Raw genomic sequence first — 12,267 nt, 5'->3', positions numbered from 1 at the left:
TTCGGTGAGGCAGGGCTTTCGTTCGTTCTGGACAGCAGCTCGCCCCGCTCGTCCGAACCGGCCCCGCGGCTAGGCGGGCGGTATGGGGGGAGTCAGGCAGTAGCGGGCGTAGTAGAAATACGCCTGTGGAGGCGCAGCGAGGTGGCCCTGTGAGAAGAACTGTTCCATCTTCTTGAACAGGTCGGTGCCGTAGTTGTTCCAGGCGACGTACTGCCCGACGAGAGTCGACTTCCAGGTCTTGAATACGGCGTCGACGTACTTCTTGACTGTCTCCTCTGATGCATTGGTGAAGTATTCGGCTGGAAGAGGCTGAAGTTCCTGCTTCTTTTCCGGCGTCAAGGCATCCCAGGATTTTTCGCAGGCAAACTGCTTGATGTAGCCCTCGGCGTTCTTCTTTAGGTCGTTTTTCAGACTCAGCCAGTCAGCGGTATACGTGCTGGGCATGTATGGAGACCGGAGACTGTCGACGAGGGCATCGGTAGACGATGGTATCGACAGGTAATCGACTGCCGCCCGAAGCCTGTCTTGCGCCGCTCTGGCTGCGATCAGTGCGGCGAGCTCTTCGGACGGTAGGGCTTGGTCCCGTGGTGCACTGGCGAGCTGGTCCGACAGCCCGTTCAGTCTGCTCGTCAGTCTGGACAGGTCATCGCTGTTCGCGGAATGTGGCAGATGTGTAATTTCGCTTTCTGCTTTCCCGCCGATCGTTCTGAAGAGGCTGATCCATCCTTCTGGAGGAGGAGGTGGCGGAAGCGGCGCGGCGGAGGCGGAGCCGGCGAAAAGGGAAAGGAACGCTGCTACGCATACGGAGGTGGTCCGACCTTTGATCATGTCGGCACCTCCCATCTTGACGAGTCAGGGTTAGGTCGATGCCTGATTCCTGGGCCAGGCCTGGAAACAGTGCGGGCTACCCGAGGTGAGAATCCGTCATGACGCTCGGGTAGGCGATTCTTGCTCCTCTTCCAGCCTGGCACGGCAGCACGGCACGCACACCTCGGTGCGGGCGCGCCCGCCTCGGGGTGGTCAGCGGTCTGTGGGGAAGTGTCTGCGGCGGGGGACCGAGGCCAGGAGGGTTCGGGTGTAGGGGTGTTCCGGGGTTTCCAGGACCTGCGGGACCGGGCCCGACTCCACGATCCGGCCCGATTTGAGGACGAGGACCTCGTCGGCGATGTGTCGGACCACCGCCAGGTCGTGCGTGACGAACAGGTAGCCGATGCCCGACGCGGTGCGGATCCGGGCGAGGAGTTCGAGTATCTGGGCCTGGATCGACACGTCGAGCGCGGCGACGGCCTCGTCGAGGACGAGGACCCTGGGCTCCACGGCGAGGGCGCGGGCGATCGCCACGCGCTGGCGCTGGCCGCCCGAGAGGTCGCGGGGAAGGGCGGCGGCCTCGCGCGTGCCGAGGCCGACCTGGTCCAGGAGGCGCGTGACCCGGGTGCCGCGCGCGGCCCTGTCGAGGTCCGTGTGCAGGCGCAGCACCTCGTCCAGGCATCCGGTCACGGTCACCCGGGGATCCAGCGAGAGGTACGGATCCTGGAAGACCATCTGGATCTCCCGGGCCCTGGCCAGCCGCCGCGCCCGTCGCCGGGGCGGCGCGGAGCGGTCCCGACCGTCCAGGCGGACGGTGCCGCCGTCCGGGCGCTCCAGGCCGACGAGCATCCGGACCGTGGTGGTCTTGCCGCTGCCGGACTCCCCGACGATCGCGAGCGAGGCCCCGGGCGCCAGGCGGAAGGACACGCCGTCGACCGCGGTGTGGTCCCCGTAGTGCTTGCGCAGTCCCTCGACGACCAGTCCTTCGGCGGCCCGGCCTCCTTTCGCCTCTGCGGTCACGGCGTGATCCCTTCGTCGGCGCGGTGGCAGGCGGCGAGTCCGTCGCCGTGCCGGGTCAGTGCGGGCTTCTCCTCGCGGCAGCGCGGCAGCGCGTGGGCGCAGCGCGCGGCGAAGGCGCAGCCCGGCGGCGCCTCGGCCAGGGAGACGGGACGCCCGGGGATGGGGCGGGGCGCGGGCGCGCCCGCCTCGATGCTCGGCGTGCAGGCGAGCAGCCCCGCGGTGTACGGGTGCCGCGGCCGGTCGAACAGTTCGTCGGTGCCGCGGGTCTCCACGATCCGGCCCGCGTACATCACGTACACGCGGTCGCAGACGGTGGCGGCCAGTTCGAGGTCGTGGGTGACGAAGAGCAGGCCGGTGCCGCGCTCGGCCCGCAGCCGGGCGAGGAGTTCGACGATCTCCGCCTGGGTCGTGACGTCCAGGGCGGTGGTCGGCTCGTCGGCGACGATCAGCGCGGGTTCGGCGGCGAGCGCCGCGGCGATGACCACCCGCTGGAGCATGCCGCCGGAGAACTCGTGGGGACGGCGGCGCAGGGCGCCGCGAGGGTCCCGGATGCCGACCGCGTCGAGGAGTTCGAGGGCCCGCGCGTCCGCCGCGGCGGCCGGGGTTCCGGCCGCGCGCAGCCCTTCGGTGAGGAAGTCGCCCACGCGGCGCAGCGGATTCACGCAGGCGCGCGGGTCCTGGTAGACCATCGCGACCTGCCGGGCCCGCAGGGCGGCCAGCTCCGTACGGCTCATGGTGAGCACGTCCCGCCCGGCGACCCGGACCTCGCCGCTGACGCGCGCGCCCCCGGGCAGCAGCCCGAGGACGCTGCGGCACGCCACCGACTTGCCGGAGCCGGACTCGCCGACGAGGCCGACGCTCTCCCCGGGGCCCACCCGCAGGCCGACCCCGTCCAGGATCGGCCGCGCGGCCCGGTCGCCGGGCAGTCGGACGTCGAGCCCTTCGATCTCCAGGACCGGACGTGCGTCGTCGGCCGGGACCGCGCCCGCGCCCTGCTCCTCGCGTCGTGCCTTCACACGGTTCACCGCTTCCGCCTCGCGATCCGGTCGGCGAGGCCCTCGCCGACGATGCCGAACGCCACCACCGCGAGCACGATGCACGCGGAGGGCGCGAGGGCGGGCAGCATCGCCCCCTGTTGGACGGCCGACTGGCCCTCATTGATCATGGCGCCCCAGTCGGCGGTCGGCGGCTGCACGCCGAAGCCGAGGTAGGACAGGGCCGCCAGGTCCATCAGCGCGTACCCGAAGTTCATCGCGGACTGGGCGAAGACGGTGGCGGCGATGTTGGGCAGCAGGTGGCGCAGGCAGACGGTCCAGCCGGACCAGCCCTGGACCCGGTAGGACTCGATGTACGGGCGGGCCTTCTCCTGGCGCGCGATGCCGCGCACCAGCCGCCCCACGTACGGGGTGTAGGCCACCGCCATCGCGATCACGGGCGCCGTCATCCCCGGGCCGACGACGGAGACCAGCAGGATCGCGAGCAGGAGTCCGGGGATCGCGAAGACCATGTCCATCGAGCGGGACAGCACGGAGTCCGCCCACCCGCCGCGCCAGGCGGCCGCCACGCCGAGCAGGGTGCCGACCAGGGTCGAGACGCCGACGACGAGGAGCGGGCCGAGCAGTCCGGTGCGCGCCCCGTACATCAGCCGCGACAGGACGTCCCGTCCGGACTGGTCGGTGCCGAGGAGGTGTTCGCCGGTGGTCCCGGTCAGGCTCGCGGTGAGGTCGAGGGCCTCGGGGTCGTACGGGGCGAGGACGGGGGCGAGCGCGGCGATCAGGACGAGGAGGGCGAGCACCGCGACCGAAGCGGTGAACAACGGCCCCTGGGCGAGGAGGCGCAGGGGGCGCAGGCCGGGTCGGCGGCGCAGGACCGCGGGCTCCGGAGGAGCGGTGGTGGTCATAGGGAGCCTTCCCCGTGGAGCGACAGCCGGGGGTCGATGAGGGGTGCGAGCAGGTCGACCGCCAGATTGACGAGGACGAAGGCGCCCACACTGAGCAGGGTGATCGCCTGCACGACGGCGAAGTCCTTGGCGGTGACCGATTGGACGAGCAGGGAGCCGAGGCCGGGCACGTCGAAGGCCGTCTCGACGATCGAGGTGCTGATGAGGAGTCCGGCGAGCATCGTGCCGCCGACGGTGACGACGGGGCCGAGCGCGTTGCGCAGGACGTGCCGACGGACCACGGTCCGGCCCGGGACGCCGCGGGCGCGGGCCACCTCGACGTGTTCCCGGCCGAGTTCGTCGAGCATCGCCGAGCGGGTCACCCGGGCGAGCAGACCGGCGAAGGTCAGCGCGAGGGCGAAGGCCGGCAGGGTCAGGTGGTGCAGCCGTTCGGAGAGGCCGACGGGTGTGCCGCCGGGGCCGGGGAACCAGCCCAGCCGGACGGAGAACAGGGACACGAGCGCGATCGCGGTCACGAAGGACGGGGTGGCGGTGGCGACGCCGCTGCCGAGGAGCACCGCCCGGTCCAGCGGGCCGGGCCGCAGCGCGGCGAGGACCCCGGCCGCCACGCCGATGAGGGCGACGAGCAGCGCCGCGTACCCGACGAGCAGGGCCGTGCCGGGCAGCCGGGATCCGATGAGCGCGGACACGTCCTGGTGGAACTGGGCGGAGCTGCCGAAGTCGCCCCGCAGGACGCCGCCGAGCCACTTCGCGTACTGCACGGGCAGCGGGTCGTCCAGGTGGTACTGGGAGCGCAGGGCCGCCACGGCCTCGGGGGTCGCGGGGCGGCCGTGGAGCAGGAACGACACCGGGTCGCCGGGGGCCAGGTGGACGCTGCCGAAGACCACGAGGGAGGTCGCGAACAGCACCGCCGCCAGGCCGAGGATGCGTCCGATGAGGTAGCGCGTCATTTCGCCGCGGCCCCGATCGTCGCGGCCCACGGGTAGTACAGCTGGGCTATCCCGGTCGGGGCGCCGGTCACGCGCTTGCCGAGGAAGACCAGGTACGGCGCCTCGTAGAGGGGGATGGTCGGCAGCTCGCGCAGGGCGATCCGCTGGAGTTCGGCGGTCAGCTCCGCGCGCTTGCCGGCGTCGGGTTCGGCGTTGGCCCGGTCGAAGGCGGCGTCGTACTCGGCGTTCGACCACTTCCCGTAGTTCCCGAAGTCGCCGGTGCGCAGGTACTGGTAGAACTCCAGCGGGTCGGGGGTGTTGTCGTACGCGTTGGTGATGACCAGGTCCAGCCCGGCGCGGGCGTTCGGGTCGACGAAGATGCTGCTGTACGCCTCGGGGGCCACGGACCGCAGGACGACGTCGAGGCCGATCTCCCGCCCGGCGGCCTGCACGGCGTTGGCGACGACGCTGATCTCGGGGGCGAGCGTGCTGGTCACCAGGGTGATCTTGCGGCCGGTGGCGCCGGCCTCCTGGACGAGCTTCTTCGCGGCGGCGAGGTCGTAACCGGGCTCGGGCAGGGTGTCGTACAGCGCGGCGGTCCGCTCCGGGGCCAGCGCCCACGCGCCGCGCGCGGTGGGGGACTTGGCGGGGACGCCGATGCCGCCGGCGGCGGCCTTGACGATGTTCTTCCGGTCGAGGGCCAGGGAGAGGGCCCTGCGCACCTTCAGGTCGCCGAGCGGGCCGCCGAAGTCGAGTACGGCGAGGTTGGACGCGGCGGTGTTGGGGCCGAAGAGGACGCTGCCCTTGCCGCCCGAGCGCAGCTGTCCGATGGTCGCGGGGGCCACCATGTACCCGCCGTCGGCGGTGCCGGACAGGAAGGCGTTGGTGCGGGCCGCCACGTCCTCGACGAAGGTGAACTTCACGGTGTCGGACTTCGGGGCCAGCCGGGGATCCCAGTACGCGCCGTGCTTCTTCAGGACGATCTCGGTGCCCTGGGACCAGGAATCGAGGGAGTACGGGCCGGTGCAGTTGACCTTGCCCGCGGGAGTGCCGTAGTCCTTCCCGGCCTTGGCGAGGGTGGCGGCGCTCTCGATGGTGCCCGGGGAGGCGGCCATCAGCTCGTGGAGCAAGACGTCGGGCTTGGTGAGCCGGAGCGTCACCTCCAGCGGTCCGGTCTTCTCGACGGCCCTGACGTTCTTGAACGCCGAGCCCCAGGGGGAGCCGGTCTCCGGGGCCATCTGGCGCCGGAGCGAGGCGACCACGTCGTCGGCGGTCATGGTCGTGCCGTCGTGGAACCTCACCCCGGGGCGCAGGGTGTAGACCAGCGTGAGCGGGTCGGGGCGGTCGTACTTCACCGCGAGGCCGGGCTCGACCTTCATGTCGGGAGTGACCCGCATGAGCTGCTCGCACACGTTGGCGAGCACGGTGTTCGGCGGGTAGTCGTAGGCGAGGGCGTAGTCCAGCGTGTAGGGCTCGGCGTACAGGGACCAGGTGACGGAGTCCAGCGGGCCCTGGGCGGGCGGCGAGAGCGGGGTGACCTCGAAGCCGGAGCCGCCGGCGGCCTTGGGGGCGGTGGCCCCGGAACAGGCACCGGTGGTGGCCGCGAGGGCGGCGGTACAGAGGAGGAGCGCGATGGTTCGGGACGTGCGCATGCAGACCCACCCCTTTACGGGTGTAGTGACGGGCGCTGTGGGATGGAGCGAGTATTGATGCGGGAACGTTCCCGCACAAGGTGGTGCGGGAACGGTTTTGCAAAGGTCACGAGGGTGGCAGCATCAGTGGCATGACCGAAGCCTCGCTGCCCGGCGGGCAGCCCTCGCCGCCCCTTCCGCGCGTCCGCCTGGTCGACGTGGCCCGCGAGGCGGGCCTCTCCAAGACGACCGTCTCGGCGGCACTGAACGGCACCGGAAGACTCTCTCCCGAAGTCCGGGAGAAGGCCCGCGAAACCGCGCGCACCATGGGCTACCGGCCCAACGCCACCGCGCGCCGGCTGCGCGCGGGACGGGCCAGACTGATCGGATACGTGGTCGGGGAGTTCGCCGGCGCCCCCTGGACCTTCCTGGAGTCGCCGTACTTCGCCCGGCTGACCGCGGCCACCGCGGCGACGTCGCTGCGACGCGGTTACGCCGTGGTGCTGCTGCCCGCCGGGTCCCTGCAGAGCGAGTGGGCGGACCTGTCGCTCGACGCGGTGATCGTCGCCGACCCCGTCGCCGACGACCCGATCGTCGATGACCTCCTCTCCGCCCGCGTCCCCGTCTTCAGCGACCGCTCCGTCGAGGGGCGGCCCGGGGCGTACTGGGTGGACGTGGACGCCGGAGCCGCCGTGCGGGGCGCCCTCGACCACGTCCGCGAGCAGGGCGCCCGCCGACCCGTCCTCGTGGTGCCGGACAGCACCACCCGCTTCCACACCGAGGTGTTCGCCGCGCACCGCGCGTGGTGCGCGGAACTCGGCGTGCCCGAACGGGTCGTGCGCGTCGGCGCACCGGGCAACGGTCCCGTCGTCCGCGCCGTCGAGACCGCCCTCGCGGGCGACCCGGCGGCCGACGGGGCACGGCCCGACGCCCTGCTCGTCGTGGCCGAGGCGAGTCCGCCCCTCGTCCTGGACGCGGCGCGTCGGCTCGGCTACGCCGTCCCCGGCGACCTGCTCCTCGTCTGCGTGAGCGAGGACGTCACCGCCGAGCACACCGAGCCGCCGGTGACCACCCTGAGCCTGCGGCCCGAGGCGATCGCGGAGGCGGGCGTCGAAGCCCTGGTCGCGGTCCTGGAACGCGGCGACCGGGAGGCGGCGGGCGTGCTCGTCCCGACCCGCCTCGACGTACGGGCGTCATCGCTGCGGCCCGCTCAGCCGCAGTGGACGAGTCGGCCGCCGACGTAGGTCCGCTCCACCCGGGCCCCGGCGATCTCCTCCGGGGGCGCCGTGAGGATGTCGCGGTCCAGGACGACCAGGTCCGCGAGGTTGCCGACCCGCAGGCTGCCCGCGTCGTCGTGACCGTTCACGTGGGCGGACCCGGCCGTGTAGGCGGCCAGCGCGGTCGGCAGGTCGAGCCGCTGCTCGGGGTAGAAGATCCGCTCGTGCCCGGCTCCGGGATCCCGGCGGTTCACCGCCACGTGGATGCCCGCCAGCGGGTCGGGGCTGCTCACCGGCCAGTCGCTGCCCGCGACGAGGGTCGCGCCCGCGCGCACCAGGTCGCCGAACGGGTACTGCCAGGCGGAGCGCTCCGGGCCCAGGAACGGGATGGTCAGGTCGTCCATCTGGGGCTCGTGGGCCGCCCAGAGCGGCTGGATGTTGGCCAGGGCGCCGAGCGCGGCGAAGCGGGTGAGGTCCTCGGGGTGGACGACCTGGAGATGGGCGAGGTGGTGGCGGTTGCCGCGGTGCCCGTTGGCGGCCACGGCCGACTCGACCGCGTCGAGGGCCTCGCGCACGGCCCGGTCGCCGAGGGCGTGGAAGTGCACCTGGAAGCCGAGGGCGTCCAGCTCCGTCACGTACCCGCGCAGCGCCCCGGGCTCGACGAAGCTCAGACCGCTGTTGGCGGTGGCGCAGCCGCAGCCGTCCAGGTAGGGGGAGGTCATGGCGGCGGTGAAGTTCTCCGCGACCCCGTCCTGCATGATCTTCACCGAGGTCGCGCGGAACCGTCCGGCCCGCAGCTTCTCGCGCCGGGCCACCAGCTCGGGGATCTGCTCGGCGCCCCGGGCCCGGTCCCACCACAGCGCCCCGGTCACCCGGGCCGTCAGCGAGCCGTCCCCGGCCGCGGCCAGGTAGGCGTCCGAGGGGTCGGGCCGGCCGCCCAGTTCGCCGAGCATCGCGTCCTGCCAGCCCGTGATGCCGAGGGAGTGCAGCAGCTTCTGGGCCCGCAGCAGCCCGGCGAGGAGTTCCTCCCGGGTGCTCGGCGGCAGCAACCGGCCGACCAGCGAGGTGGCGCCCTCCTGGAGCATGCCGCTGGGGGCGCCGTCGGGCTCGCGCTCGATCCGGCCGTCGGCGGGATCGGGGGTGCGGGCGGTGATCCCGGCGAGTTCGAGCGCCCGGGTGTTGGCCCAGGCGCCGTGGTGGTCCCGGTTGGCCAGGAGGACCGGGCGGTCCGGGACGACGGCGTCGAGCAGCTGCCGCGTCGGCAGCCCGCCCTCGAAGCTCTCCATCGACCAGCCGCCACCGGTGATCCACTCGCGGTCGGGGTGCGCGTCCGCGTACGCGCGGATCCGGGCCAGGTAGTCGTCCACGCCGACGGTGTCGGTCAGATCGCACTCGGCCATCTCCACCCCGGCGAAGACCGGGTGCACGTGGGCGTCCTGGAAGCCGGGGAGCAGCAGCTTCCCCGTCAGGTCGACCACCTCGGTGCCGGGCCCCACGAGCTCGCGCACCTCGTCGTGGCCGACGGCCGCGATCCGGTCGCCGACGACGGCGAGCGAGGTCGCCCGGGTGCGGGCCGGGTCCACCGTGAAGACGGGGCCGCGGGTGAAGACCAGATCGGCCTTGGCCATGTGAGAGCTCCAGAGCGTGAGGCGGCGGGGGATGGGCGCCATGGAAGCCGCAAGGCCGTTTACACGTCAATGGTGTTGACGTAAGGTCCCGGCCATGTCCGAACGTGTCATCCCCGAAGGCGGCCGCCGGCGCCGCAGACCCACCAAGCAGGGCGCCGTCCTCTCGGAACAGCTCATCGTCGAGACGGCGCTGCGGCTGGTCGCCCAGCACGGCGCCGACGCGCTCTCCGTACGGAGACTGGGCGCCGCGCTCGGAGCCGACCCGAGCGCGCTCTACCGCTACTTCCACAACACCGACGCGCTCCTCCTCGCCCTCGCGGACGAGCTGATCGGCAGGGCCCAGGAGGGCTGGCGGGCCACCGGGGACTGGCGGGAGGACCTGCGCGCGATGGGCCTGCGGATCCACGCCTGCTACCTGGCCCACCCGCAGGCGGCCGCCCTCGGCGCCTACCGCACGACGGGGCGCCCGCACGAGACCCGGGCCGTCGAGCGGATCCTCGGGATCCTGCGCTCGGCGGGCTTCCCGGACCCCTTCGCCGTCCGCGCCTACCACGCGTTCGTCGACCAGGCCCTGGCCTTCGCCACCCTGGACGCCGCCGCCCTCGCCCTGCCCAAGGCGGCCAGGGAGGCGGACGAGGCCGTCTGGAACGCGGTCTACAGCAGGCTGCCGGCCGACACCCACCCGAACGTCGCCGCGGCCTTCCCGCTGCTCGCCGCCGACATGCGCGACAGCGGCTACCCCTTCGCCCTGGAGCTGATGCTCAACGCGATGGCGGCGCTGCGCCCCGCGCCGCCCGGAGCCTGAACCGGCTCCGCCCCGCGGGCGGGGTGCCGCCCGCGGGGCGGGCTCAGGCGCCCGGGATCGCGCGGAGCTGCTCCTCCAGGGCCGCCAGCGTCCGGTAGCAGGGCATGACCTGGGCGATGGAGGAGTTCGGTTCGCGGCCCTCGCGGATGGCGGCGACGAACTCGCGGTCCTGCAGCTCGATCCCGTCCGTCGAGACGTCGACCCCGCTGACGTCGATCGGCTCGTCCCCGCCGGTGAACAGGTCGTCGTAGCGGGCGAGGTAGGTGCCGGTGTCGCCGATGTAGCGGAAGGACGTGCCGAGCGGCCCGTCGTTGTTGAACGACAGCGACAGGGTGCAGATCGCGCCGTTCGCCGCGAGCAGCTGGACCGACATGTCCATCGCGATGCCGAGTTCCGGATGGATCGGGCCCTGGACGGCGTTGGCCCGCACGATCGGGGAACCGCTCTGGTGGGCGAACAGGTCGACGGTGTGCGCCGCGTGGTGCCACAGCAGGTGGTCGGTCCACGAGCGCGGCTGCCCGAGGGCGTTGAGGTTCGTACGGCGGAAGAAGTACGTCTGCACGTCCATCTGCTGGATCCCGTACGCCCCGGCCCCGATCCGCCGCCGCACCCACTGGTGGCTCGGGTTGAAGCGCCGGGTGTGGCCCACCATGGCGACCAGCCCCGTGCGCCGCTGCGCCTCCAGGCACGCCTCGGCGTCGGCGAGGGAGGTGGCCAGGGGGATCTCGACCTGGACGTGCTTGCCGGCGTCGAGGCAGGCCAGCGTCTGCGCGGCGTGCAGCGGGGTGGGCGTGGCGAGGACGACGGCGTCGACGTCGTCCATCGCCAGCACCTCGTCCAGGGAGGCCACGGCGCGGCCGACGCCCTGCTCCGCGGCGAACGTCCGCGCGCTCTCCAGGGTGCCGCTCACCACGGCGGTCACCTCGACGCCCTCGATCCGCTTCAGCGCGGCCGCGTGCTTGGCGCCGAAGGCGCCGCCGCCGGCCAGGGCGACCCGCAGGGTCCGGTCGTCGCTCATGTCAGTTGACTCCTTCGGCGGGCTCCTGGGCCCGGGGGTGGTTTTCGAGGATCAGATGGCCGACGGCGGTGTTGGACGCCGGCACGTGGTAGAAGCGGTGCTTGACCTCGACCCGTCCGGCCCCGTCGACGTCGCTCATCGCCCCCCGGGCGATCAGCCACATGACCAGCTCGATGCCCTCCGAGCCGGCCTCCTCGACGTACTCCAGGTGCGGCACCCGCGACAGCCCGACCGGATCCCCGACCAGCCGGTCGAGGAAGGCCCCGTCCCATTCCCGGTTGATCAGACCGGCGCGCGGGCCCTGCAACTGGTGGCTCATGCCACCGGTGCCCCACACCTGGACCCTCAGCGGCCGGTCGTAGGACTCGATCGCCCTGCGCAGCGCCCGGCCGAGCGTGAAGCACCGGGCGCCCGAGGGCACCGGGTACTGCACCACGTTGACGTGGAACGGGATCACCTTGCACGGCCACTTCTCGACGTCGCCGAACAGCAGCGACAGCGGGACGGTCAGGCCGTGGTCGACGGTCATCTCGTTGGCGAGCGTGAGGTCGAAGTCGTCGCTGATCAGCGAGTGCGCGATGTGAGCGGCCAGATCGGGGTCGCCCTCGATGCCGGGGACCGGGCGGGGGCCGTACCCCTCGTCGGCGGTGGCGTAGGCCGCGCCGGTGCCGAGCACGAAGGTCGGGATCAAGGACAGGTCGAAGGCGGACGCGTGGTCGTTGTAGACCAGGAAGACCACGTCCGGGAGGTTCTCCCGCTCCCATGCCCGGGAGAACTCGTACCCCTCGAAGACCGGCCGCCAATAGGGCTCGTCGGTCCTGCCGTGGTCCATCGCCGCGCCGATCGCCGGCACGTGCGAGGTGAAGACCGCGCCGGTGATCACGGCGTGTTCGGCCGGGGGAGCCGGATCGGCGTGCGCCGCCTCCAGGACGGCGTGATCGATGCGGTTGCCCTCGACGGAGCGGCCGCCGCCGACCATCATCGCGCGGTACTCCTCCTCGGTCATGCCCGTCATCGAACCGGCCATCCGCTGGAACGAGAAGCCCAGCGTCGCGCCCCACTTGGCGAGGAAGTAGATGTTGCCGCCCTCCTCCATCGCGGCGTTGAGGTCACGGTCGAGCAGCGCCCGCTTCTGTTCCTCCCGCAGCGGCCACGCGTCCAGGTAGGCCCGCTCGTCGGCGAGGTAGCGCTCGCGGTTCTCCGCCGTCATCAGCGACATGCAGAACTGGTTGAGGTGGTAGCCCCGGGCGGACTGCTCGGCGTCGAAGACGGTGGTCCCCGGTACCAGCTTGTAGCTCTTGTCCAGTGACAA

General features: G+C 72.4%; 11 protein-coding genes. 2 read left to right on the top strand and 9 right to left on the bottom strand.

What is annotated here, in order from left to right; genetic code table 11:
- Positions 1–69 precede the first annotated feature (69 nt).
- The 6 genes from ACFWAR_RS01330 to ACFWAR_RS01305 all read right to left on the bottom strand — a co-directional run bounded on the left by ACFWAR_RS01330 (position 70) and on the right by ACFWAR_RS01305 (position 6,308).
- Complete coding sequence (locus tag ACFWAR_RS01330) at positions 70–828, bottom strand: hypothetical protein (RefSeq protein ID WP_385772203.1); 759 nt, start codon at positions 826–828, stop codon at positions 70–72.
- 192 nt (positions 829–1,020) lie between these two features.
- On the bottom strand, positions 1,021–1,827 hold the full coding sequence (locus ACFWAR_RS01325) for an ABC transporter ATP-binding protein (RefSeq protein WP_385772202.1): 807 nt from the start codon (positions 1,825–1,827) through the stop codon (positions 1,021–1,023).
- Entirely contained in the window at positions 1,824–2,843 is a 1,020-nt protein-coding gene (locus tag ACFWAR_RS01320) for an ABC transporter ATP-binding protein (RefSeq protein WP_385772358.1), read from the bottom strand. Before ACFWAR_RS01320 ends, ACFWAR_RS01325 begins: the two co-directional genes overlap by 4 nt.
- 5 nt (positions 2,844–2,848) lie before the next feature.
- A complete protein-coding gene (locus ACFWAR_RS01315; protein ID WP_385772201.1) occupies positions 2,849–3,727 on the bottom strand; it encodes an ABC transporter permease in 879 nt (292 codons plus the stop codon).
- Positions 3,724–4,677, bottom strand: a complete 954-nt coding sequence (locus ACFWAR_RS01310; protein ID WP_385772200.1) for an ABC transporter permease — start codon at positions 4,675–4,677, stop codon at positions 3,724–3,726. The genes ACFWAR_RS01315 and ACFWAR_RS01310 overlap by 4 nt, the downstream gene beginning before the upstream one ends.
- A complete protein-coding gene (locus tag ACFWAR_RS01305; RefSeq protein WP_385772199.1) occupies positions 4,674–6,308 on the bottom strand; it encodes an ABC transporter substrate-binding protein in 1,635 nt (544 codons plus the stop codon). Before ACFWAR_RS01305 ends, ACFWAR_RS01310 begins: the two co-directional genes overlap by 4 nt.
- 131 nt (positions 6,309–6,439) lie before the next feature.
- On the opposite strand from ACFWAR_RS01305, the gene ACFWAR_RS01300 reads away from it, so the two are divergent.
- Positions 6,440–7,531, top strand: a complete 1,092-nt coding sequence (locus tag ACFWAR_RS01300) for a LacI family DNA-binding transcriptional regulator (protein WP_385772198.1) — start codon at positions 6,440–6,442, stop codon at positions 7,529–7,531.
- Here ACFWAR_RS01300 and ACFWAR_RS01295 read toward each other — a convergent pair.
- Positions 7,498–9,132 (bottom strand): amidohydrolase, encoded by a 1,635-nt coding sequence (locus ACFWAR_RS01295; RefSeq protein ID WP_385772197.1) that lies wholly within the window; start codon positions 9,130–9,132, stop codon positions 7,498–7,500. The genes ACFWAR_RS01300 and ACFWAR_RS01295 overlap by 34 nt on opposite strands.
- A 94-nt stretch (positions 9,133–9,226) precedes the next feature.
- Here ACFWAR_RS01295 and ACFWAR_RS01290 point away from each other — a divergent pair, with 94 nt between their 5' ends.
- On the top strand, positions 9,227–9,937 hold the full coding sequence (locus ACFWAR_RS01290) for a TetR/AcrR family transcriptional regulator (RefSeq protein WP_385772196.1): 711 nt from the start codon (positions 9,227–9,229) through the stop codon (positions 9,935–9,937).
- A gap of 43 nt (positions 9,938–9,980) precedes the next feature.
- Here the strand turns inward: ACFWAR_RS01290 and ACFWAR_RS01285 are convergent, their stop codons facing one another.
- Together ACFWAR_RS01285 and ligA are read right to left on the bottom strand one after the other, a co-directional pair.
- A complete protein-coding gene (locus ACFWAR_RS01285) occupies positions 9,981–10,955 on the bottom strand; it encodes a Gfo/Idh/MocA family oxidoreductase (protein ID WP_385772195.1) in 975 nt (324 codons plus the stop codon).
- A 1-nt stretch (position 10,956) separates the two neighbouring features.
- On the bottom strand, positions 10,957–12,267 hold the full coding sequence (gene ligA / locus ACFWAR_RS01280) for a protocatechuate 4,5-dioxygenase subunit alpha (protein ID WP_385772194.1): 1,311 nt from the start codon (positions 12,265–12,267) through the stop codon (positions 10,957–10,959).

It is taken from the genome of Streptomyces sp. NPDC059917 (genome assembly GCF_042730635.1).
Taxonomy (GTDB): Bacteria; Actinomycetota; Actinomycetes; order Streptomycetales; family Streptomycetaceae; genus Streptomyces.
The sequence above is the reverse complement of the archived record's forward strand: the minus strand, read 5'-3'. Positions and strand labels throughout refer to the sequence as shown.

Coding starts and splice junctions, on each gene's coding strand:
- ACFWAR_RS01315 (WP_385772201.1), bottom strand. CDS start 3,727: ATGACCACCACCGCTCCTCCGGAGCCCGCGGTCCTGCGCCGCCGACCC.
- ACFWAR_RS01305 (WP_385772199.1), bottom strand. CDS start 6,308: ATGCGCACGTCCCGAACCATCGCGCTCCTCCTCTGTACCGCCGCCCTC.
- ACFWAR_RS01330 (WP_385772203.1), bottom strand. CDS start 828: ATGATCAAAGGTCGGACCACCTCCGTATGCGTAGCAGCGTTCCTTTCC.
- ACFWAR_RS01300 (WP_385772198.1), top strand. CDS start 6,440: ATGACCGAAGCCTCGCTGCCCGGCGGGCAGCCCTCGCCGCCCCTTCCG.
- ACFWAR_RS01285 (WP_385772195.1), bottom strand. CDS start 10,955: ATGAGCGACGACCGGACCCTGCGGGTCGCCCTGGCCGGCGGCGGCGCC.
- ACFWAR_RS01310 (WP_385772200.1), bottom strand. CDS start 4,677: ATGACGCGCTACCTCATCGGACGCATCCTCGGCCTGGCGGCGGTGCTG.
- ACFWAR_RS01290 (WP_385772196.1), top strand. CDS start 9,227: ATGTCCGAACGTGTCATCCCCGAAGGCGGCCGCCGGCGCCGCAGACCC.
- ACFWAR_RS01295 (WP_385772197.1), bottom strand. CDS start 9,132: ATGGCCAAGGCCGATCTGGTCTTCACCCGCGGCCCCGTCTTCACGGTG.